The sequence below is a fragment of the Flavobacterium reichenbachii genome, assembly GCF_002217435.1.
GTDB classification, from domain to species: Bacteria; Bacteroidota; Bacteroidia; order Flavobacteriales; family Flavobacteriaceae; genus Flavobacterium; species Flavobacterium reichenbachii.
The window spans coordinates 15,398-38,162 of the sequence record NZ_MUHF01000017.1 but is presented as its reverse complement, the minus strand read 5'-3'; the positions used below and the strand labels follow the sequence as shown (position 1 = coordinate 38,162).

The 22,765-nt window shown below is 33.3% G+C and carries 17 protein-coding genes and 3 tRNA genes; 10 read left to right on the top strand and 10 right to left on the bottom strand.

Annotated elements, in window-relative coordinates; all coding sequences use genetic code 11:
* Positions 1 to 294: 294 nt before the first annotated feature.
* Positions 295 to 1,347 (bottom strand): hypothetical protein, encoded by a 1,053-nt coding sequence (locus B0A68_RS13765; RefSeq protein ID WP_035690335.1) that lies wholly within the window; start codon positions 1,345 to 1,347, stop codon positions 295 to 297.
* Positions 1,348 to 1,453: 106 nt separating this feature from the next.
* Here B0A68_RS13765 and B0A68_RS13760 point away from each other — a divergent pair, with 106 nt between their 5' ends.
* From B0A68_RS13760 to B0A68_RS13750, 3 genes are all read left to right on the top strand, one after another.
* Positions 1,454 to 2,362, top strand: a complete 909-nt coding sequence (locus tag B0A68_RS13760) for an ABC transporter ATP-binding protein (protein ID WP_035690334.1) — start codon at positions 1,454 to 1,456, stop codon at positions 2,360 to 2,362.
* Between the two features lie 2 nt (positions 2,363 to 2,364).
* A complete protein-coding gene (locus B0A68_RS13755) occupies positions 2,365 to 3,201 on the top strand; it encodes an ABC transporter permease (protein WP_035690332.1) in 837 nt (278 codons plus the stop codon).
* A 316-nt stretch (positions 3,202 to 3,517) separates the two neighbouring features.
* Positions 3,518 to 6,310 carry a T9SS type B sorting domain-containing protein gene (locus B0A68_RS13750; RefSeq protein ID WP_051893019.1) on the top strand — a complete coding sequence of 931 codons (2,793 nt, stop codon included), beginning with the start codon at positions 3,518 to 3,520 and terminating at the stop codon, positions 6,308 to 6,310.
* Positions 6,311 to 6,447: 137 nt separating this feature from the next.
* Here the strand turns inward: B0A68_RS13750 and typA are convergent, their stop codons facing one another.
* Entirely contained in the window at positions 6,448 to 8,244 is a 1,797-nt protein-coding gene (gene typA, locus B0A68_RS13745) for a translational GTPase TypA (protein ID WP_035690331.1), read from the bottom strand.
* 167 nt (positions 8,245 to 8,411) lie between these two features.
* Between typA and B0A68_RS13740 the strand changes: the two genes are divergently transcribed.
* Entirely contained in the window at positions 8,412 to 10,121 is a 1,710-nt protein-coding gene (locus tag B0A68_RS13740) for a PAS domain-containing sensor histidine kinase (RefSeq protein ID WP_035690352.1), read from the top strand.
* A gap of 6 nt (positions 10,122 to 10,127) precedes the next feature.
* Positions 10,128 to 10,544 (top strand): response regulator, encoded by a 417-nt coding sequence (locus tag B0A68_RS13735; protein ID WP_035690329.1) that lies wholly within the window; start codon positions 10,128 to 10,130, stop codon positions 10,542 to 10,544.
* Positions 10,545 to 10,683: 139 nt separating this feature from the next.
* Here B0A68_RS13735 and rpsT read toward each other — a convergent pair whose 3' ends face one another.
* From rpsT to proS, 5 genes are all read right to left on the bottom strand, one after another.
* Complete coding sequence (gene rpsT / locus B0A68_RS13730; RefSeq protein ID WP_035690328.1) at positions 10,684 to 10,935, bottom strand: 30S ribosomal protein S20; 252 nt, start codon at positions 10,933 to 10,935, stop codon at positions 10,684 to 10,686.
* Between the two features lie 154 nt (positions 10,936 to 11,089).
* Positions 11,090 to 11,161 (bottom strand) — tRNA-Glu (locus B0A68_RS13725).
* Positions 11,162 to 11,203: 42 nt separating this feature from the next.
* Positions 11,204 to 11,275: transfer RNA gene (locus tag B0A68_RS13720), tRNA-Glu, on the bottom strand.
* Between the two features lie 40 nt (positions 11,276 to 11,315).
* Positions 11,316 to 11,387 (bottom strand) — tRNA-Glu (locus tag B0A68_RS13715).
* An 80-nt stretch (positions 11,388 to 11,467) separates the two neighbouring features.
* Complete coding sequence (gene proS, locus B0A68_RS13710) at positions 11,468 to 12,946, bottom strand: proline--tRNA ligase (RefSeq protein ID WP_035690326.1); 1,479 nt, start codon at positions 12,944 to 12,946, stop codon at positions 11,468 to 11,470.
* 101 nt (positions 12,947 to 13,047) lie between these two features.
* Here proS and B0A68_RS13705 point away from each other — a divergent pair, with 101 nt between their 5' ends.
* The 5 genes from B0A68_RS13705 (at position 13,048) to B0A68_RS13685 (ending at position 18,597) form a co-directional block, all read left to right on the top strand.
* On the top strand, positions 13,048 to 14,058 hold the full coding sequence (locus tag B0A68_RS13705; RefSeq protein WP_035690325.1) for a hypothetical protein: 1,011 nt from the start codon (positions 13,048 to 13,050) through the stop codon (positions 14,056 to 14,058).
* Positions 14,059 to 14,106: 48 nt separating this feature from the next.
* On the top strand, positions 14,107 to 15,609 hold the full coding sequence (locus B0A68_RS13700; RefSeq protein ID WP_035690323.1) for an OmpP1/FadL family transporter: 1,503 nt from the start codon (positions 14,107 to 14,109) through the stop codon (positions 15,607 to 15,609).
* Between the two features lie 162 nt (positions 15,610 to 15,771).
* On the top strand, positions 15,772 to 17,085 hold the full coding sequence (gene rimO, locus B0A68_RS13695) for a 30S ribosomal protein S12 methylthiotransferase RimO (protein ID WP_035690321.1): 1,314 nt from the start codon (positions 15,772 to 15,774) through the stop codon (positions 17,083 to 17,085).
* Positions 17,086 to 17,125: 40 nt separating this feature from the next.
* A complete protein-coding gene (locus B0A68_RS13690; RefSeq protein ID WP_035690320.1) occupies positions 17,126 to 17,659 on the top strand; it encodes a hypothetical protein in 534 nt (177 codons plus the stop codon).
* A gap of 32 nt (positions 17,660 to 17,691) precedes the next feature.
* A complete protein-coding gene (locus tag B0A68_RS13685; protein WP_035690319.1) occupies positions 17,692 to 18,597 on the top strand; it encodes an N-acetylmuramoyl-L-alanine amidase in 906 nt (301 codons plus the stop codon).
* Positions 18,598 to 18,865: 268 nt separating this feature from the next.
* Here B0A68_RS13685 and B0A68_RS13680 read toward each other — a convergent pair whose 3' ends face one another.
* From B0A68_RS13680 to B0A68_RS13670, 3 genes are all read right to left on the bottom strand, one after another.
* Positions 18,866 to 19,921 carry an outer membrane beta-barrel protein gene (locus B0A68_RS13680; RefSeq protein ID WP_035690318.1) on the bottom strand — a complete coding sequence of 352 codons (1,056 nt, stop codon included), beginning with the start codon at positions 19,919 to 19,921 and terminating at the stop codon, positions 18,866 to 18,868.
* Between the two features lie 591 nt (positions 19,922 to 20,512).
* On the bottom strand, positions 20,513 to 21,475 hold the full coding sequence (locus B0A68_RS13675) for a glycoside hydrolase family 5 protein (protein WP_035690317.1): 963 nt from the start codon (positions 21,473 to 21,475) through the stop codon (positions 20,513 to 20,515).
* 11 nt (positions 21,476 to 21,486) lie between these two features.
* Positions 21,487 to 22,719 (bottom strand): glycoside hydrolase family 27 protein, encoded by a 1,233-nt coding sequence (locus tag B0A68_RS13670; protein ID WP_035690316.1) that lies wholly within the window; start codon positions 22,717 to 22,719, stop codon positions 21,487 to 21,489.
* Between the last annotated feature and the right edge of the window lie 46 nt (positions 22,720 to 22,765).

Below are 22,765 nucleotides of genomic sequence, written 5' to 3'. Positions count from 1 at the left end.
AAACATAAGCTCAGATAAACTGCAGCTTAAATTTACTTATATCGCTTATATGGTTCAAAAATCCTCAGATTAAATTTGTGTTTTTAAAGTTACGCGTAATAAATTCAAACGCCGCAAACATAAGCTCAGATAAACCGCAACTTAAATTTACTTATATCACTTATATGGTTCAAAAATCCTCAGATTAAATTTGTGTTTTTAAAGTTACGCGTAATAAATTCAAACGCCGCAAACATAAATTCAGATAAACCGCAACTTAAATTTACTTATATCACTTATATGGTTCAAAAATCGTCAGATTAAATTCGTGTTTTTAAAGTTACGCGTAATAAATTCAAACGCCGCAAACATTACATGCCCCATTGATCTGGCATTTTTAAATTTCATATCATTAGTATAACGGTACAATTCCATTTTTAGCTGATTCAGATGTTCTTCTGTCGAAATCGTATCGTGGCACATGATACTCAATAATTTTTTGATTCTACTTTCTGCCGTATGAATGCGCTTGGCGAGAATAGCTCTTTCTTCGTCTTTATATTGAATAATCGAACGTTCTTCCAGCTTTTCTTTTATCAATTTGATCATCGGAAAATTTTCCTTAAAAAACTGTGGACGATAAACTTTAAAATTCCCTTCGTAACACTGCTGATCAAAATCGATTGGACGAATTTTATACACTACCTGATCAAAATCATGAATAGGAACGATTACATAATTGTAAGCGCGCATATCTCCCAAAAGCCTGATCATACAGCGTTCGTTAAATTTTACAAACTCTTTTGCGATCTGCGCCTTTTCAGTTTCGGTACAGGAATCTAATAAAGTATCCATAAAAACATCCCCAGGAATTCCTATAATATGCTCTTCAATTAAGGTGTCATTATAAACCAAAAAGTTGATTTTGTCGGGCGAAAGAATATCTTCTAATTCTAAACCATAAATTCTGGACGCATCTGCTTTTTTAATATAAAAATGAACATAATTATCATTGAGAATATTACGAACTTTGATTCTAAAAGGTTTCGAATTTCCAAAAGTACAATAGTCAATTGCATCGACATTTAGATACTGAATGATTTCACTATTTCCATCAGAATGCAGTAATGAATAGATTTTTTTTAGATTAAGATCGATTTCATTTCGTTCAAATTCTCCATAATAAACCCTAATCCAAAGCGTATCGGTATCATTTTTATCATATACATTTATAGATCCTGAAAATCTAAGCAAGTCATCATAAAAAACCGAAACTTTAGAAATACGTTCAAATCGCTCTAAATAACTTAAAAGTGGCTGCGTTAAAGGATAAGAAGGTTTTTTTAAAACCATTAAAGGTTCACTCATTTTGAATATCTTTATTACAAATTTACATCAATAGCGTTTAATGTCAGAATTTAAAGTAACAAAAATCAAAGTGGCTCGTCATACTAAAAACTAAAACCGAAAAAATTTGGAAACCATATTAAGCATTGAAAATCTTTATAAGAGATACGGGCGCATTCAAGCCTTAAAAAATGTATCTTTTGAAATACAAAAAGGCCGGGTATATGGCATTTTAGGCCCTAATGGAAGTGGAAAATCTACCACTTTGGGAATCGTACTAAACGTTGTAAATAAATCTTCTGGAAATTACAGCTGGTTTGGCGGACAAGTAGAAACGCATCAAGCCTTAAAAAAAGTTGGAGCAATCATAGAAAGACCCAATTTTTACCCGTACATGACTGCTGAAGAAAACTTAAAACTGGTTTGTAAAATCAAGAGTATTGATTATGCAAAAATCCAAGAGAAATTGGATTTAGTTGGTCTTACTGAAAGAAAAGACAGTAAGTTCAGCACTTTTTCTCTAGGGATGAAACAGCGTCTGGCAATTGCATCTGCTCTTTTAAATGATCCTGAAATTTTAATTTTAGATGAACCTACAAACGGTTTAGATCCGCAGGGAATACATCAGATTAGGGATATTATCAAAAAGATCGCTTCGCAGGGGACTACTATTTTACTGGCTTCACATTTATTAGACGAAGTCGAAAAAGTGTGTTCGCATGTAATTGTTTTAAGAAAAGGCGAAATTTTATATTCTGGTTCTGTTAATGAAATGTCTGCAAATGAAGGTTTCTTTGAAGTTCAAGCAGAAGATAATGAAGCTTTAAAAACAGCTCTTATCGCACATCCTTCTGTAGAAAGAATTGCAGAAGAAGATGTTAAAATTTTGGTTTATTTAAAATCAGAATTATCAGCTTCAGAATTGAATTTATATTTATTTTCTAAAAGCATAGCATTAAGTCATTTAGTAAAACGAAAAAATAGCTTAGAGGCACAATTTTTAGAATTAACCAAAAATGCTATCCAAAATAATTAACCATGAAGAGACTATTATCTATAGAATTACAAAAAATCTGGAAAAATAAAGCAAGTCGGGTTCTTACTTTAACTTATTTTGTTTTGCTTTCGTTTATTGCCTTAATCGCATCTGTAAAATTTGATATAGGCCCATTTAAATTTCATTTTGCTGAAATGGGCATTTTCAATTTCCCTTTTATATGGCATTTTAATACTTATGTTGCTGCCTGGCTGAAATTTTTTCTGGCTATTGTTATTGTTTCAATGATGGCCAACGAATACAGTTACGGAACTTTAAAACAAAACCTTATTGATGGTTTGAGTAAGAAAGAATTTATTTTATCTAAATTTCTAACTGTTGCTCTTTTCTCCTTCTGCTCTACCGTTTTTGTATTTGTAATGAGTTTGCTTTTAGGATTAATTTTTTCGTCTTACACTGAATTCGGAATCATATTTACAGATCTTGAATATCTTTTAGCTTTTTTTGTAAAATTAACCTGCTTCTTTACTTTCTGTTTATTTCTAGGGATTTTGGTAAAGCGTTCTGCTTTTGCTCTTGGCTTTCTTTTGGTATGGAGTATCATAGAAGGAATTATTGCAGGACTTTTAAAATTTCAAGTTTTTCCAGACAGTGATATTTACACCCGCATCATGCAGTTTTTTCCTTTAGAAGCAATGTCTAACTTAATTGTTGAGCCCTTTACAAGATTGTCATTGATTAAAACAATAGGAACTCAAATGGGAGTTGAGAATGTAAAAGATTACGACGTTCATCCCCTTTCTATTTTGATAGCTTTGGGCTGGACATTCTTATTTGTATATTTTTCTTATAAAATATTAAAAAATCGAGATTTGTAGTATATTTTCTACGCTATAAATAATTCAAAAGGATTACTATTTTTTATATTTATAAAACTGCGCATTTATTACGGTAAATGTGCAGTTTATTAATATTGATGATCAAAAAACACGACAGTACGGTAAATTATTAAAACAAACGAATCAAAAAAGTTCCGACTGGAGCAACGTACAGCAAACAGCAATTACCTTCTGATAACTATTGGTTTACTTTGCTTTTTATAAATCACAGAAGTTTGAAAGGGCATTTTAGCTTAAAAAGATAAAATCATTTTTAAATTATATGTTTCGTATATTTGATTGTAATGAGAAATATATGAGATCTATTTCCCTGTTTTTATTCCTTATTCTAACTTTTACAGTTACACAGCAATCCTATGCCCAAAAAGAAGCTGCAATTTGGTATTTTGGCTATGGTGCAGGTTTAGATTTCAATTCAGGAAATCCGGTTGCATTAACAAACGGAAAATTATTTACCAATGAAGGATCCACCAGCATCTCAGACAAAAACGGAAATTTACTTTTTTATACAGATGGATCTATAGTTTATGATAAAACCCACCAGATTATGCCTAACGGTTCTGGACTTTTAGGACATCGATCTAGTACACAATCTGCTATTATAGTTCCTAAACCTAAAGATCCGAATATTTATTACATTTTTACCGTTGATGAGCCAAATCCTAAAAATGTAGATTTAGACCCTGCCAATGATGAAGATGCACCAAACAGCGGATTAAATTATTCTGAAGTTGATTTGCGCCTAAATGGCGGTTTGGGAGATATTGTTCCTTCAAAAAAAAATATTCAGCTTATAACTTATGATACAAATAATAGTGAGGATTTAAAATTCAAATGCTCAGAAAAAATTACTGCGGTACAACACAGCGACGGAGTTTCATTTTGGATGATAACGCATTTTAAAAATACATTCTACAGTTTTAAAATAAGCAATACTGGTGTAAATCAGACACCAGTGCGCACAATTCTTTCTCAAAATATTCCACTTGGGGGCTACAATACAAATGCTATCGGATATTTAAAAGCTTCTCCAAATGGAAAAAAAATAGCCATGGCAAACATGGCAGTAAAAGAATCAAATACCCCTAATATAAATGGACAAGTTATACGAAATACCGGAAATGTACTGCTTTATAATTTTGATGCAACCAGTGGAATTTTAAGCAATGAAATAAAGATTCTGGATAATTCCAATCCGTACGGAATTGAATTTTCTCCAAAATCATCCAAACTTTATGTTAGTTTCAACAAATACAATTCTTTGAATGGAGGTTCTCTCGGAAGTTCTCTAATTCAATTTGACTTAAAAAAGAGTGACATTTTAAATTCAGTTCAAGTTATAAATTCCAATAATTACGTTGCGGGCGCCTTACAGCTTGCCATAGACGAAAAAATTTATAGAGCAGGTTATTCCAGTACAGATGATAATAACAGTAAATTATCTGTCATAAACAATCCAGAAGCCGATGGAGTAAACTGCAATTATATCCAAAACAAAATTGATTTAAAAAGCGGTTTATCAAAACTAGGCCTCCCTCCTTTTATTACTTCATTATTCCTTTATACTTTTGACTATGAATTCAATTGTTTTGGTCAAAACACGCATTTTTATATTAATTCTACCGAAACAATAGATAGTGTATTATGGAACTTTGGAGATGGAAGTATTTCTAACGATAAAGATGCCCATCACCAATATGCAAAAGCTGGAGATTACAAAGTTACATTGACTAAAACGGTCAATGGAGAGAACAGAGAACCAATAGAACGTATTATTACGATCTATGAGAATCCATTAGTAATGAATACACCGTATAAACTAATTCAGTGTGATACACAAGACGATAATCCTTTAGATGGTCTTGCTGTATTTAATTTATCAGAAGCTAATGAATCTATTTGCTTGGGAAACAAAGATTATGAAGTGTATTATTATCATACCACTGCAGAAGCCGAAGCGGATACAGGCAATAATTCTTCAATTGATATTATTTACAGAAACAAAGTTGTAAAGCAAACTTTATTTGCAAAAGTAACGCAACAAAATTCTTCCTGTTACAGTATTGTACCTGTAATTTTACAAGCAAATCCGAGCATTAAAATTATACCGGAAAACCTTCATAAATGTGATATTGGCAGCGGAAATGCAGAATTTGATTTAGAACAAAAGAAAGACCAGATTAAAACTCAATTAAACCTACCTGCAGATGTTAAATTATTTTTCTACAATAGTGAAAATGATGCTGCATTATCAATAAATGAAATTAAAAATATTCTAAAATCAAACTCAAGAACAATTTTTTTACGAGCTGAAAATAGTGAAGGATGCTACGGAACAGGAGAATTTGAATTGTTAGTTGAACCGATTCCGGTGTTAAGCCCACCTGCGCAAAAAATTATATGCGAATCTCAGGTAAATCCTTCGTTAATTTTAGATTCTGGTATTCCTTTATCTGAAATCAATGAATATGAATACAAATGGTCGACTGGCGCTGTTACTCCCACAATAACTATACAAAAAGAAGGAAACTATACTGTAAGTGTTAAAAATAAATCTGATTGCACAGCTGCATTAGATATTCCGGTAAAATTATCCCATTTAGCAGTAATTAATAATATTGAAATCAATGATTTAAATATTTTAAATGAAGTAATTATAAATCTGAATAATAGCGGAGATTATAGATATATGATTCAATTTCAGGATGGAAGCTCAACAGATTTTCAAAATTCAGAAATCTTCGAAAATATTCCCGGAGGTTTTCATGAGCTTATTATTGAAAATATAGATGGCTGCGGCAGAATAACTAAAAGGTTTGCCGTGCTGGATGCTCCAAAATTCTTCACTCCAAACAACGACGGATATAATGATTACTGGAATTTAAACGGTATAAATGATCTATTATATAAAAATACAGTTATTTATATTTTCGATCGTTATGGAAAATTATTGAAACAAATTTCTCCGTTAAGTCAAGGATGGGACGGAACAAACAATAAAATACCGATGCCGGCAGATGATTATTGGTTTACAATTAGATTAGAAGATGGCAGAGAAGCCAAAGGACATTTTAGTTTAAAAAGATAAATCAAAGAAAATTCCAATTCAAAAATTCCAAATTAAAAGCTTGAATTGAAATCAAAAAAAAATCCCAAATTCCATTTCCGATGCTTCGGGAGGAATTTGGGATTTTTTTTATTGAAAATTATTCTGAAACTTCGGAATTAGAATTTAAATCTTTTTCTATCAGTTTCTGTCAAATAGATTTTTCTCAAACGAATAGATTTTGGAGTAACCTCTACATATTCATCTTTTTGAATGTACTCTAAAGCTTCCTCTAAAGAGAAAATAATTGGAGGGATAATTCTAGCTTTTTCATCATTTCCAGAAGAACGAACGTTAGATTGTTTTTTCTCTTTAGTTACGTTTACACACATATCATCACCACGAGAGTTTTCTCCAATTACCTGACCTTCATAGATTTCAGCATTTGGTTCAACAAAAAACTTACCACGATCTTGTAATTTATCGATAGAATAAGGAATAGCTTTTCCTTTTTCCATAGAAATTAATGAACCTTTGTTACGTCCAGCAATTTCTCCTTTGTAAGGCTCATATCCAATAAAACGGTGTGCCATAATAGCCTCACCAGCTGTTGCAGTAAGTAATTGGTTACGTAATCCAATAATTCCACGTGATGGAATATTAAATTTTACAATCATACGGTCCCCTTTAGTTTCCATAGATAGCATTTCTCCTTTACGCATTGTAACGAATTCAACTGCTCTACCTGAAAGTGTTTCTGGTAAATCGATTGTCAATTCCTCAATTGGCTCACATTTTTTACCATCAATTTCTTTGATGATAACCTGTGGCTGACCAATCTGTAATTCATAACCTTCTCTTCTCATTGTTTCAATAAGAACAGATAAGTGAAGTACTCCACGACCAAAAACCATGAATTTATCAGCAGAATCAGTTTCACCTAACTTCATCGCTAAGTTTTTCTCTAATTCTTTTGTCAATCTTTCTCTAATATGACGAGAAGTTACAAATTTACCCTCTTTACCAAAGAAAGGAGAGTCATTAATTGTAAACAACATACTCATAGTAGGCTCATCGATATCAATCGTTTTTAGACCTTCTGGATTTTCAAAATCAGCAATAGTATCACCAATTTCAAAACCTTCAACTCCAATGATCGCACAGATATCTCCAGCAATAACTTGTTGTACTTTTTTACGACCAAGTCCTTCAAAAGTATGAAGTTCTTTGATACGAGATTTAGATACAGTACCGTCTCTTTTTACTAATGAGATTGCCATACCTTCGTTAAGAACTCCTCTTTCAAGACGACCAATAGCAATACGACCTGTAAAAGCTGAGAAGTCTAAAGAAGTAATTAACATTTGTGGTGTTCCTTCAGAAACTTTTGGAGCTGGTACATTATTAACAACCATATCCAATAATGCTTCAACATTATCAGTTACGTTTTCCCAATGATCAGACATCCAGTTATTTTTAGCAGAACCATAAACTGTAGGAAAATCCAACTGCCATTCTTCAGCACCTAATTCAAACATTAAGTCAAAAACTTTTTCGTGAACTTCTTCAGGAGTACAGTTTTCTTTATCAACTTTATTGATAACTACACAAGGCTTAAGACCTAAGTCAATCGCTTTTTGTAATACAAAACGAGTTTGTGGCATTGGACCTTCAAAAGCATCCACTAGCAAACATACACCATCGGCCATGTTCAATACACGTTCTACTTCACCTCCAAAATCCGCGTGGCCTGGAGTGTCAATAATATTGATTTTTGTTCCTTTATATTGAACTGATACGTTCTTAGAAGTAATAGTAATACCTCTCTCGCGCTCTAAATCGTTATTATCAAGAATTAAATCACCTGTGTTTTCGTTGTCACGAAATAATTGACAGTGATACATAATTTTATCAACCAAAGTGGTTTTACCGTGATCGACGTGGGCAATAATTGCAATGTTTCTAATAGATTCCATCTGTGATTTTTAATGGGTGCAAAGGTACACTTTATTTTGATATAAAAAACGTTTATACGATAGTTTGCGTATATACAAGTAATTAACGACGTCAAATATATAATTTTGAAGTCAATTTGAATTATTCTTATTGTATAGTTATGGTTAAATTAACTATATTTGAAGTAATGAAAAGTAAAACTCTCCAAATTACTCTAATTTACGTTATTCTATCATTAATTATGGCATTAGTTTGCCATAGCTTACTTACCGCTTACTTTTCTAAACCAGAATATCTCTATTTATTCCTGCTAAAGGATATATTGTTTATCTCATGCACTGGATTGATTTTCAAAAGAATACTTTCTAAAAACGAAAATAAAAATATTACCATTTTTGAAAAACTGAAAGATACAAATGAAGAAATAAAAGAATCAAACGAAAAATATGATATTGTTGCAAAAGCGACAAGCGACACCATTTGGGACTGGAAAATTCAAGAAGACAGCATTAACTGGAACAAAGGAATTGAAACCATTTTTGGTTATAATCAACTAGAAGTAGGCAAAACCTCAAAGTGGTGGTTTGACAAAATTCATCCCGAAGACAGCATTAGAATGTCTATCAAATTGTATTCATTTATTGAACAAAAAACTGAAAAATGGCAGGATCAATATCGTTTTAAATGCGCAGACGGAACTTATAAATATGTTTTGGATCGAGGTTTTTTACTAAAGGACGATAACGGAAGAGCCATAAGAATGATTGGTGCCATCCAGGATATTACAAAACAAAAAGAGGAAGAACAGAGATTAAAGCTTTTAGAAACTGTAATTACACAATCTAAAGATTCAATTCTAATTACAGAAGCAAATTCCGCAAGTCTTAAAATTCCGAAAATAGTATATGTAAATCCAGCGTTTTCTCAAATGTCAGGCTATCTGTCAAACGAAATAATTGGAAAGTCGCCTAATATTTTCAAAGGACCAAAATCAGATTCAGAAGAATTAAAAAAACTTCTTAAAGCTATAAAAAACGAAGAAGAGTGCTTAATTGAAACCATAACATACACCAAAAACAAAGAAGAATATTGGGTTCGTTTTTCTATGATTCCTATTTTTAATGCTGAAGGCGCAATTACACACTGGATTTCTATACAAAGAGATATTACAGATGAAAAGAAATTAGAGATTGAAAAAGAACATCTTATTAGAGAATTAACCCAAAATAACAAAGATCTAAAACAATTTTCATATATAACATCGCATAATTTACGAGCCCCTTTATCTAATCTTATTGGACTTTTAAACCTCATAGAGGATATCCCAATCGAAAACGAAGAACTAGAAGAAATCTTAGCCGGATTTAACAAATCAACTCATTTACTAAACGAAACTATAAATGACTTAGTCAAAGTTATAATTATAAAAGACAACCCTTCAATGCAAAAAGAAGAAGTTTCTTTGCAGGAAGTGTTTGAAAATGTTTTCAGTCAATTATCATTTCAAATCGAATTACACAAACCAATTATTAAGCTAAAATTCGACAGAGTTCCCTTATTGACTACAAATAAAGCATATATAGAAAGCATATTATTAAATCTGTTAACCAATTCGATAAAATACAAATCAGAAAACAGAAAATTAAAAATATCAATTACCGCAGAACAAATAGACAATAAAGCAGTATTAACATTTAAAGACAACGGAATTGGAATTGATCTGGAGCGAAATAGAGATAAAATTTTTGGACTCTATCAAAGGTTCCACAATTATCCCGATAGCAAAGGATTAGGTTTATATCTAGTAAAATCGCAGGTTGAAACAATGGGTGGCACTATAATTATTGATAGTGAAGTCAATAAAGGAACTACATTTACAATAACATTCAAAAATTAGAATATTATGCTCGAGCAAATTTTATGTATTGATGATGATCCAATAACACTAATGCTGTGCAAAAAAGTAATTGCAAAATCAGAATTTTCAAAAGAAGTAATTACAGCTCAAAATGGCGAAGAGGCACTGCATCATTTTAACAACTTAAAATACACCAACAATAACAAAGCAAAAACCAGCAAAAAACCAGAACTGATCTTTTTAGACTTAAATATGCCTGTTATGGGCGGATGGGAGTTTTTAGATCATTTTACATCTCCAGATTACACCGAGTTCAATAATGCCAATGTAATTGTTCTGTCTTCTACAATCGATCCTGACGATTTAGCTAAAGCAAAAAAATACCCAATCATTATAGATTTTCTTTCCAAACCAATTACACAGCCAATGCTGGAATATCTCAAAAAGAAAATAAACGTTTGAAGCGGTAAAATTTCAAATTAAAAAATCCAAATTCCATAATTTAAATTGGAATTTGGATTTTTTATTTGAAATATAATTTATTAAAATAAAAAAAATCCTCTTTGAGAGGACTTTTATATATCTATTTAATTGTATTTAATTACAATTTAGAAACATGCTTAGTTAATTTAGACTTCAAGTTAGAAGCTTTATTATCATGAATGATGTTCTTTTTAGCTAATTTATCAATCATTGAAATAACAGTTGATAATTTAGAAGCTGCATCAGCTTTATCAGTAGATAATCTTAATGCTTTGATAGCATTACGAGTAGTTTTATGCTGATATCTGTTAAGAACTCTTCTTTTTTCGTTACTTCTGATTCTTTTTAATGCTGACTTATGATTTGCCATTTTTTTTTAATTTTAGATGTAATAATTATTATAAATACTAGTTAAAAAAGAAAAACCTCCCACAATTGCAAAACAATCACTTTGGTTTTAACTAATAAAATAAAAACAGAGACACCAATCTTTATTTTACAAAACTTATTCACAACTAATTTTGTAGTCCGTAAGGGAATCGAACCCCTGTTACCAGGACGAAAGCCTGGAGTCCTAACCCCTAGACGAACGGACCATACCCTTCTAAGTTCTCTTCAATCTATATAAATTGAAATTGTAGTCCGTGGGGGAATCGAACCCCCCTTACCAGGATGAAAACCTGGCGTCCTAACCGATAGACGAACGGACCATTACATCAAGTTAAATAACTTAAATCGCAGAAAAAAAAGTAGTCCGTGGGGGAATCGAACCCCCCTTACCAGGATGAAAACCTGGCGTCCTAACCGATAGACGAACGGACCGTGTATTTCTCTAATGCGGATGCAAAAATACAACTATTTTTAAGATGTACAATACCTGATGCAAAAAAAATTAAAAAAAATTAATATGCCTTCGCAAACAACACTCTTTTAGTAGAAGGATTCCCAGTAAACACACAGCTTCCCGCCTCTTCAACAGCACTTAAAGGAATACAACGAATCGTTGCTTTTGTAAGCTCTTTTATTTTCTCTTCGGTTGCTGCAGTTCCGTCCCAATGAGCTGACACAAAACCTGCTTTTCCATCCAACACTTCTTTAAACTCCTCAAAACTATTCACTTCAGTAATATGAGTATCTCGATAATTTAATGCTTTGTCAAATAAATCTTTTTGAATCGTTTCCAGAAGATCATTTACATACTCTACAATTCCTTCACCAGAAACTGTTTCTTTTGACAATGTATCTCTGCGGGCAACCTCAAAAGTTCCATTTTCCAAATCTTTTGGACCTACAGCAATTCTAACAGGAACTCCTTTTAATTCCCATTCTGCAAATTTAAATCCTGGCTTTTGCGTCGTTCTGTCATCATATTTAACCGAAATTCTTAATTTCTTAAGTTTTGTCGTTAATTCATTTACTGCTGTTGTTATTTCAGCCAATTGTTCATCTGTCTTATATATAGGAACAATTACAACTTGTATTGGAGCCAAATTTGGAGGAAGCACCAATCCTTGATCGTCTGAATGTGTCATAACCAAAGCTCCCATTAAACGAGTAGAAACTCCCCATGAAGTTCCCCAAACGTGTTCTTGTTTTCCTTCTGCATTAGCAAACTTTACATCGAATGCTTTTGCGAAGTTCTGACCTAAGAAATGCGAAGTTCCAGCCTGAAGTGCTTTTCCATCCTGCATCAAAGCTTCTATACAATAGGTTTCGTCTGCTCCTGCAAAACGCTCTGTTTCTGTTTTAATACCTTTTACAACAGGAATCGCCATAAAATTTTCTGCAAAATCAGCATAAACATTCATCATTTTTACTGATTCTTCCAAAGCTTCTGCCTTTGTAGCATGTGCGGTATGACCTTCCTGCCACAAAAATTCTGCAGTTCTTAAAAACAAACGCGTACGCATTTCCCAGCGCACCACATTTGCCCATTGATTAATTAACAAAGGTAAATCTCTATAAGACTGAACCCATCCTTTATAAGTAGACCAAATAATTGCCTCACTTGTAGGACGAACAATTAATTCTTCCTCTAGTTTTGCATTGGGGTCAACCATTAGTTTTCCGGGTTTATCCGGATCATTTTTTAATCTATAATGCGTTACAATAGCACATTCTTTTGCAAATCCTTCTGCATTCTTCTCCTCTGCCTCAAACATGCTTTTAGGCACAAAAAGAGGAAAATAAGCATTTTGATGTCCTGTTTCCTTAAACATTCTATCTAACTCAGCCTGCATTTTTTCCCAAATAGCATATCCGTACGGTTTAATGACCATACATCCTCTAACTCCTGAATTTTCAGCTAGATCTGCTTTAACAACCAGCTCGTTATACCACTTTGAATAATCTTCTGATCTTGTAGTGAGGTTCTTACTCATATTGAATAGTTTGGCACAAATTTTGTTTTAATAATTTTAACTAAATAGTTTGACAAAACTAACTATTTTTGTAATGTGCAACAATAAAAAACACCACAGATATGAAAACTAATATTTCTCTTCGCCGAAATTCTGCTCGTTTTTACTTAATTGGATTGCTGAGCTTTTTAGCAGCATCGTGTGGTTCATACCAAAATACATCATACAATGACAATGATGGTGTATATGGTAATCGAAGAAACACGTATGCCCAAACAAATACCACAAACAACAATAATCAATATAAGGATTACTTTAGATCATTACAAGATGATAATCAACCTACTGAAATCTTTACAGATGTAGACAATTACACCAATTACGCCGAAAATGACAGCACAGAAACAGCCAATACTGCATATCCTGCCTGGGGAAGCAGTAATAGCGAAGTTGCTGTAAATGTGTATTCTAATCCTTCATGGGGTCTTTCTATGGGCTGGGGTTACCCAGGATATGGATTTGGCTGGGGCTACGGAGGCTGGGGTTACGGTGACTACTGGGGATATTCTGGTTATGGATGGGGATACCCTGGATATTGGGGACCTGGATATGCTTGGGGAGGTTATCCCGGCTATTGGGGAAGACCTGCATATTACGGCTACAACAATTACAACTACAGCTACGGAAGAAGAGGCTCTGCCGCTTATTACGGAGGAAGAAATTATGCTTACAACAGAAATTATACTTCAAGCAGAAGCTACAATTCAAACAGAAGTTACACCACAAATAGAAATTACAACACTAACAGATCTAACAGCTACACTGATTTTAGAAGAAGTTCGACTGTAAATAATAGAAATTCAAGCCCTACTTTTACAAATAGAAGAAGCAGCTCTCAGGATTACAGCAACTCTAATAATAATTACAACAGAAGATCTAGCAGCAGTGCTGCCACAAACAGAAATTACAACTACAACAACACTAATAGCAACAGTAACTCATCAAGAACTTACTCTCCTAGCCCGTCACGTTCTATGAACAACAGCGGAGGAGGAAGCATGAGATCATCTGGCGGCGGAGGCGGAGGCGGTAGATCTTACGGCGGAGGCGGAGGTGGAGGCGGAAGAAGATAGTTTAACCTCTTCATTTCAAATCTAAAATTCACTTAATAATTTATCTAAATGAAAAAAATAATATTCCTATTAATCGCAGGACTAACTTTCAGCGTTTCACATTCACAAGATGTATCTGATGCTGTACGTTATGCACAAGATAACTTAACCGGAACTGCCAGATTTAGAGCTATGAGTGGCGCATTTGGAGCTGTTGGAGGAGATTTATCTTCCATCAGTGTCAATCCTGCCGGTTCTGCAATCTTCAACAATAATCAGGTTGGAATAACCCTTAGCAATCAAAGCATCTCAAACGATTCTAATTATTTCGGATCTAACACAACTGATGATAAAAATTCTTTCATTCTAAATCAGGCTGGCGGTGTTTTTGTTTTTAATAGCAGAAATCCAAATACAAAGTGGTCAAAAGTAACAATTGGTGCTTCTTATGAAAACACGAACAATTTCAACAACAGAATTTTTTCGTCAGGAATGAACCCAACAAACTCAATTAGCAGTTATTTTACAACTTATGCTAACGGAATTCCATTGGGAGACATTACAGGAATAGATTACAGAGACATGCTTTTTGATGAACAACAGGCTTATTTAGGATATTATGGATTTGTTATTAATCCTGTAGCAGACACAGACAATAACACCCAATATACTTCTAATACCACAAGTGGAGGAAGATATTTTCAACAAAATGAAATATACAGCAGCGGCTACAACAGTAAACTAAGCTTTAATATTGGAACTTCTTACGATGATCGTTTTTATTTTGGAGCTAACTTAAATGTTCATGTAACAGACTATAGAAGAACCACTAGTTTTTACGAAACTAACGGAAACACTCTGGGAGCAGATGAAACAGTCCATAATGTACGTTTTAACAATGATCTATATACTTACGGAAACGGGTTTTCTTTTCAGCTTGGAGCGATTGCCAAGATTACAGATTCATTTAGACTTGGTTTAGCATATGAATCTAACACTTGGTACGAATTATACGACGAGCTTTCTCAAAGTTTATATTCTACAAGACAAGCTAGCGGAGGCCAGTCCATGAACGCCTCTGTAAATCCTGACCTTGTAAATGTTTACGAGCCTTATACTTTACAAACTCCTGGAAAAGTAACATTTAGCGGTGCATATATTTTTGGGAAATCTGGTTTAATTAGTATAGATTATTCGATTAAAGATTATGGAAATACTAAATACAAACCTACAAATGACCTAGGATTTAGATCAGTTAACAACACAATTAGCAACGATTTAACTGCTAATGGAGAATTAAGAGTTGGAGCTGAATATAAAATAAAACAATTAAGCTTACGCGGCGGATATCGTTATGAAGGAAGTCCATACAAAGACAAAACTACTATTGGAGATTTAACAAGCTACTCTGCCGGTTTAGGATATAACTTTGGAGGAACAAAAGTAGATTTAGCCTATTCGTATTCAGACAGAAAATCAAATCAGGGATTTTTTGCAACCGGATTCACACAAGCACCAAGCATTCAGTCAACATTAAACAATGTATCACTGACTTTATTATTTGAATTGTAATTAGGAAATAAATAGATGAAGAAATTTCCGTCAAGCAACACTTGGCGGATTTTTTTTTGCCTAATAAAACACAAAACAGCTTCATAAAAAACACCTAAATGAAAGGGAAACAAGCGGTGTTTGAATAAAAAAGTGTAATTTTGCACTCCAATTTATAAAAGTATGAGAACCAAGTCTTTAAAAAAGAACAAAATTAACGTAATCACTCTTGGGTGTTCTAAAAATGTTTATGACAGTGAAGTACTGATGGGACAGCTTCGTGCAAACGGAAAAGAAGTTGAACATGAGGCTCCAGCAGAAAGAGAAGGAAACATTATTGTAATTAACACTTGCGGGTTTATTGACAATGCCAAAGCAGAATCAGTAAATATGATTTTGGAATATGCCGATAAAAAAGACAGAGGACTTGTTGACAAGGTTTTTGTAACTGGATGTTTATCTGAACGTTACAGACCAGACTTAGAAAAAGAGATTCCGAATGTGGATCAGTATTTTGGCACAACAGAATTACCATTATTATTAAAGGCTTTAGGAGCCGATTATAAACATGAATTACTAGGAGAACGTTTAACTACTACTCCAAAAAATTATGCTTATTTAAAAATTGCAGAAGGATGTGATCGTCCTTGCAGTTTTTGCGCTATTCCTTTGATGCGAGGAAAACATATTTCTCAACCTATTGAAAAATTGGTAAAAGAAACTGAAGGCTTAGCAAAAAATGGAGTTAAAGAACTTATTTTAATTGCACAAGACTTAACTTATTATGGTCTTGATATTTATAAAAAGAGAAATCTTGCAGAACTTCTAGAAGCATTAGCAAAAGTAGAAGGAATAGAATGGATTCGTCTGCATTATGCATACCCAACAGGTTTCCCGATGGATGTTTTGGAGTTAATGAAACGCGAGCCGAAAATCTGTAATTATATTGATATTCCGTTACAGCATATTTCGGATAATATTTTAAAATCGATGCGACGCGGTACAACGCAAGCAAAGACTACACAATTATTAAAAGATTTCCGTGCTGCAGTTCCGGGAATAGCAATCAGAACAACATTAATTGTTGGTTATCCAGGTGAAACACAAGAAGATTTTGAAATTTTGAAAGATTTTGTTCAGGAAATGAAATTTGACAGAATGGGTTGTTTTGCTTATTCACATGAGGAAAACACACACGCTTACTTACTTGAAGATGATGTTCCGGATGATGTAAAACAAGCTCGTGCTAATGAAATCATGGAACTTCAGTCGCAAATTTCCTGGGACATGAATCAGGAAAAAGTGGGAAGAGTTTTTAAATGTATCATTGACAGAAAAGAAGGAGCTCATTTTGTTGGAAGAACAGAATTTGACAGCCCCGATGTAGACAACGAAGTGTTAATTGACGCCTCTAAATATTATGTAAAAACTGGTGATTTTGTTAATATCAAGATAATTGAAGCAACAGAATTTGATTTATACGGAGAACCTGCTTAAATTTACCTTATAAATTTGCTAACCTTAGATAAAATACTTTATGAGACCTATAAAATCTTTATTTCTTTTAGTTTTTAGCTTATGCTGCTTTAATTCTGTTTCAGCTCAATACGGAAACGGATATAATAACGGATACGGCGGCGGTGGTTATGGAAGAGGCAACGGAATGGGAATGGACAGAAGTATGATGCAAGGACAGCAAAGTACTCCAAGCAAGCCTAAAGAAGTTCCTGTAGAAGAAATCGCTGCGAAAATTGTGGAACAAATGAAACCTGAGGTAAATCTTGATGACCTGCAAGCCATTGCAATTACTAATGTTCTTTCGGACAGTATGAGAGAGCAAGGAATTCTTTTGAAAAACGAAAGCAGCAGTCAAGACGAAAAAATGGAGCAGATAAAAGCGTTAAGAGACAGCACAACAAAAAAAGTCAATGCCTTTTTAAGCCCGGACCAAATAGAAAAGTACAACACTTTTATGGCTAATTTTAAAGAAGTTAAAAAAACTAAGTCAAAAAAGAAAAAAGATTCTAAAGAGAAAAAAGAAGATATAGAAACACCAAAAGCTGAAGAATAACGTTATAAACTTCAACTTAAATTATACCAACCATGGCAAAAAAACATTTTTGTTATCTGATTTTAGCAATTATAATGGCTTCTTGCTCTACGAACCCTTATAAAACTACTGAAAAAGCATACGATCAACAGCTTAAAACTTTAGAAAACCAGATTACCAGCAAAGAAGCGCAACAAATTCCTTCTGTAAGTCCTTTGGCAATTGACACTACTTACGCACAGCAATTAGGCATAGTAAAAGATTCAATATCAAAAACAGGATCTACTTCTCTATTAAATGGTATAAGCACAGAATGGATTGGAACAGTCAACTTTAATTTAAGAAAACCAAGTTTTATCATTATCCATCATACAGCTCAGGATTCTATTCAGCAGACCATTAATACTTTTACAAAAACCAGAACTCAGGTAAGTTCTCATTATATTATCTCTGAAAATGGAAAAGTGGTTCAGATGCTGAATGATTATTTGAGAGCCTGGCATGCAGGTAACTCTACTTGGGGAAAAAACACTGACCTCAACTCTTCTTCTATCGGAATTGAATTAGACAACAACGGGTTCAAGCCATTTACCGAAGCACAAATAAGCAGTTTGGTAGCTCTTTTAACAAAACTAAAAAAAGATTATAACATTCCTACGCAAAATATCTTAGGCCACGCCGATATTGCACCAGGAAGAAAACAGGATCCGAGTGCTTTATTTCCTTGGAAAACTTTAGCAGAAAAAGGATTTGGAATCTGGCCGGATGCCGTTTTGGAAGAAGCTCCTTTTGATTTTAAAATAGAACCTGCTCTGAGAATTATAGGTTATAACACCAAGAATCTCGCTGCAGCGATTCAAGCTTTTAAACTGCATTATATACAGACTGACAACACTTCTGTTTTAGATAGAAAAACAATTGATACTATTTATTCTATTTACAAAAAACAAATTCAATAGTATTCTTTCTTAGAATAAAAAAAGTCCAGATTTCTGAATCACAGAATCTGGGCTTTTTTTTGTTATAGAATGGCAGAATGAGAAGTTCTTTTTTATGAATAATTGACGGCTTTAAATCTATTTATCAAACCTTAAACATTCGCAGCGCTTCAAGATTACTTCTTTGTAATCTAATCAATATGTATTAATTGTAAAAATAAAAAAGCTGCCAAAACATTAGTATGTATCGACAGCTCCAAAAAAAAAAAAAAAATATCAATCTTTATCTCTAGAAAGAGTATGTTGTTGCAAGTAAACCAAAGAATGTTCCTCCGGTTGGCAATGCATTTTTATCTGCAAAAATATCTTCAGAAGCTGCATCGTATCTCAGCTCTGGAATTATAGTTAGTTTTCCAACTTTATAATTTAATGACGCTGTATTAGCAAATACACTTGAACCATTTAACGTACCTAAATTTAAAGCGTCTTTTGCATCAAAATATTCCATTCTGTAGGCAAGACTTAAAGATTCACTAAATGCATAATTAGCATAACCTACTACAGAAAACCATTCGCCATCTAAAGTGCTGTCAAAATCATTTGTAGCTTTAGCATAAGTTGCATTAAATCCTAATGAAAAACTATCGCTTATGGCTTGTGACGCGACAAAATCAATTTGCGTTTTATTCTCATCAGATAGAGGGTTTGAGCTTCCTGAAGTAAAATTCAAATAAGCGCTTCCTTTTTCTCCAATATATCCTACTTGTCCTATGAACGTTTTTTGTTTAGATCCGGTATCCATTGCAGACTTAAAATCTGTTGGGTTTGTAACTCCAAACATCGCAGTAAATTTACCAGATGTATACTGTGCTTTTATCCCAGTGTTAAAGAACGGACCATATGAGAATGCATATGACATACTGTAATTTTTATTCCCTATAGCATCCAATACTTCGTAGCCAATATGAGTTCCAAAACTACCAAATACTACTTTGAATTTGTCTGTAAGATTATACGTAAAGTATAATTGTTTTATTATGAACTTTGTATTCTCTTCATTATATGAAAACTCTTCTGCTCTGGTTCCAAAACCTAAGTCTACAAAAACAGACGCTTTTCCGAATGTGTGTCCTGCTTGTATAGAAGCCATACCTAATTCAAATGAATCTTGTGAGTTGGTGAAGCTCGTTAATCCATTTTGCTGCTTTGAAAAATCATATTTGTAATAGGCATCAGCAGAACCTGAAAATGTTGTTGCTGGTGGTGATTTGGTTTCTGTATCATCTTGAGCAAATGCAAAAGAACTCGTTAACATTGCGGCTAATACATGTAATACTTTTTTCATGTTTTACTTGGTTTTTAGTTATTAATTGATTCTGGTTAGTTAATCGTTTATATATCTATTTAATAGTATAGTCATTTCTAAAACCTCAAATTCACCCCTCGTCTCTCTTCATTTTCCTTAGCGAATTTATTAACTTTTGTATGAGTAAAAGAATTGAAAACTACTTTTTTAATGTTTTACAGCAAGAATTATGGATTACAAAAATTTACTTCTCAATAATCGTTATTTGATATTTATATCGATTCAATTTTAAAAATTCAACAACACAATTTGCAGTTTTACAATGTAAAAACAAGGGGTTTGGATTAAAAAAATAAGAAAATAAAGAAATAATCAATCAAAAAACACAAGCAAAATCACTACACCCTATAAAAAAATAGGGGTGATTAACAAAATTAAATTAAAAAACACAAAACACATCTTTGAAATTAGTGATTAAAAAAAATCAAGTACTAAGAACAATTCTTACAAAATAATAACACTGCAGACCTTTTTAGTATTACATGTACAACTTTACATTTTGAACAAACAACAAACAAGTCCAAAAAAAAAAGCCTGTACAATGACAGGCTTATAGAGATAAAAATATTTTTATTTTGGATTGTTATACTTTCTCAAAAATTCACGGACTTTGATTCCGGATTCTTTCAAATCTTCGTCTTTCCATTTTCCTTCTGATTTTGCTGTTTTTTTTAATATTGAGCAGGTTTCATCTTTATCAGAAACCGACCATGTAATCCAGCTTAATTTTCGCGATTCCATCCAGTCAATATATTCCTGCCATGCTTTTACATTTAAAGGTCCATCACCAGAAGCTTCCATACCTGCAGATTCGGAAATAAAGACAGGAAGTCCGCTTTCTATTGCCTTATCTGTTCTGTCTCGCAATTCTTTGCCGTGAGTGGCGGCGTAAAAATGCATGGTATACATTATATTAGAATAACCTTTAATTGGATCCGACGCTGGAAGATCTATATCCTGATCCCAATGCGGACAGCCGACCAAAATAATATTACGAGAATCATTTTCTCTAATAATCTTTATTAATTCTTCTGAATAAGATTTTACTTCTGCCCAGGTTTCATAATCAGGTTCATTAAATATCTCATATATTATATTGGGGTATTTTGCATATTTTTTAGAAATGAAAGCAAAAAACTCTTTAGCTTCTTTCAGGTTAACATTATGACTGTGCCAATCTATAATCACGTAAATATCAGACTTAATAGCTCCCTCAATAACTGCTTCTATTTTTTCTTTTGAAAATTCGGGATCTTTACTATACGAATGCTCCCCTAATTCGATTCCCATAGCTGCGCGGACGACATTACAGCTAAAATCTTTTTTTAACCAGCTTACTGCTTTTTCGTTATAAAATCGCGGCCACATACTATGCCATCCAAAACTCATCCCTCGCAGTACAATTGGATTATCGTTTTTATCTACAAGCTGTGTTCCTTTAACATTGAGCTGTCCGTGTTGTTTTACAAATTGTGCATTTAAAACCCCACCCATCATCAAAAAGGAAAAAATCAAATATTTGACTAAACTCATACTGCTTTTTTTTATGGAATTAATTTTAAAGTGACAACATCGTGAGATGCAAGATCGGCTGTAAAATTCTTTTTGGTAGTTCCGGCATCTTTATTTTTCCAAAGATCTTTAAGCTTAAACGCAGTTTTATTAAAATCTGCTTCATAACCAAAATCAGCGTCTTTGAATGCGTTTTTTTTCCAATCGAAATTAATTTTTCTGACAGCATCGCTCCTATTCAGAAAAGTAACTGCCCAAGCTCCGTCTGACAATGGTTTAACCCAAACTTCAAGTCCGTCAAGCGCCGAATATTTAAAACCCTGAATACCTAATTTATCCTGATTAACAGCAATTAATTCCTTGTTTGTTAAAATAGCCAATGTTTCTTTAGACATTTTTCTATAATCATTTCCTGTAAACAAAGGCGATGAGAGCATACACCACATTGCAAAATGTGATTTATCTTCGGTATCGTTCATTTCGTTTCCAACTTCCATCATATCAAAATCGTTCCAATGATCTGGTCCCGAATATTTTCGGATATCTTTTCGCATTTCTGCAATTTTCATAAATCCCCAAGAAGACCAATTCTCAGGATGCTTAAATTCGCAGTCAAAACAAGGATAAATATCACCCGAAATTCTCCATAAATTCCCAATCGGTTTTCCCCATTCCCACGGCTGGTTATCGCCCCACTCACAAAGACTAAAAACAATTGGTCTTCCGGCAGTTTTTAGCGCATTACTCATTGTAGCATATGCCTCTTTGGCTGTAATTCCCTGTGTATTGCACCAATCGTATTTTAAAAAATCGATACCTAATTTTGCATAAAAACGAGCATCCTGATATTCGAAACCACGAGTTCCCGGATAACCGGCACAAGTTTGGGTTCCGGCACAATTGTACAATCCGAACTTCAATCCTTTACTGTGCACATAATCAATCAGCGATTTCATACCGCTGGGAAACTTAGCGGGATCGGGAATCAAATTCCCTTCTGAATCACGCTCTTTAGTCATCCAGCCGTCATCTAATACTATATAATTGTAGCCCGCAGCCGCCAATCCTGAAGAAACCATTATATCTGCTGTTTCTTTTACTAATTTCTCATCAATATTGGTTGCAAACGTATTCCATGAATTCCAGCCCATTGGCGGAGTCATAGCTAAACCTTCATATTTTCCTGCTGCTTGTACATGTGTATTACCCTGACCAAAACTAAAACCCGATATACTTAAAGCCAGTATTAATATTATATTTTTCATTTGAAGACAATTAATTATTAAAAAAAGTATTCCCTAATGGAGTAAT

Bases quoted from the DNA above. Each gene is read 5' to 3' on its own strand.
- rpsT (WP_035690328.1), bottom strand. From the start codon at position 10,935: ATGGCAAATCATAAGTCAGCATTAAAAAGAATCAGAAGTAACGAAAAA.
- B0A68_RS13670 (WP_035690316.1), bottom strand. From the start codon at position 22,719: ATGAAAAATATAATATTAATACTGGCTTTAAGTATATCGGGTTTTAGT.
- B0A68_RS13740 (WP_035690352.1), top strand. From the start codon at position 8,412: ATGAAAAGTAAAACTCTCCAAATTACTCTAATTTACGTTATTCTATCA.
- B0A68_RS13675 (WP_035690317.1), bottom strand. From the start codon at position 21,475: ATGAGTTTAGTCAAATATTTGATTTTTTCCTTTTTGATGATGGGTGGG.
- B0A68_RS13685 (WP_035690319.1), top strand. From the start codon at position 17,692: ATGGCAAAAAAACATTTTTGTTATCTGATTTTAGCAATTATAATGGCT.
- B0A68_RS13705 (WP_035690325.1), top strand. From the start codon at position 13,048: ATGAAAACTAATATTTCTCTTCGCCGAAATTCTGCTCGTTTTTACTTA.
- B0A68_RS13700 (WP_035690323.1), top strand. From the start codon at position 14,107: ATGAAAAAAATAATATTCCTATTAATCGCAGGACTAACTTTCAGCGTT.
- proS (WP_035690326.1), bottom strand. From the start codon at position 12,946: ATGAGTAAGAACCTCACTACAAGATCAGAAGATTATTCAAAGTGGTAT.
- B0A68_RS13690 (WP_035690320.1), top strand. From the start codon at position 17,126: ATGAGACCTATAAAATCTTTATTTCTTTTAGTTTTTAGCTTATGCTGC.
- B0A68_RS13755 (WP_035690332.1), top strand. From the start codon at position 2,365: ATGAAGAGACTATTATCTATAGAATTACAAAAAATCTGGAAAAATAAA.
- B0A68_RS13765 (WP_035690335.1), bottom strand. From the start codon at position 1,347: ATGAGTGAACCTTTAATGGTTTTAAAAAAACCTTCTTATCCTTTAACG.
- B0A68_RS13680 (WP_035690318.1), bottom strand. From the start codon at position 19,921: ATGAAAAAAGTATTACATGTATTAGCCGCAATGTTAACGAGTTCTTTT.
- typA (WP_035690331.1), bottom strand. From the start codon at position 8,244: ATGGAATCTATTAGAAACATTGCAATTATTGCCCACGTCGATCACGGT.
- B0A68_RS13735 (WP_035690329.1), top strand. From the start codon at position 10,128: ATGCTCGAGCAAATTTTATGTATTGATGATGATCCAATAACACTAATG.
- B0A68_RS13750 (WP_051893019.1), top strand. From the start codon at position 3,518: ATGAGATCTATTTCCCTGTTTTTATTCCTTATTCTAACTTTTACAGTT.
- rimO (WP_035690321.1), top strand. From the start codon at position 15,772: ATGAGAACCAAGTCTTTAAAAAAGAACAAAATTAACGTAATCACTCTT.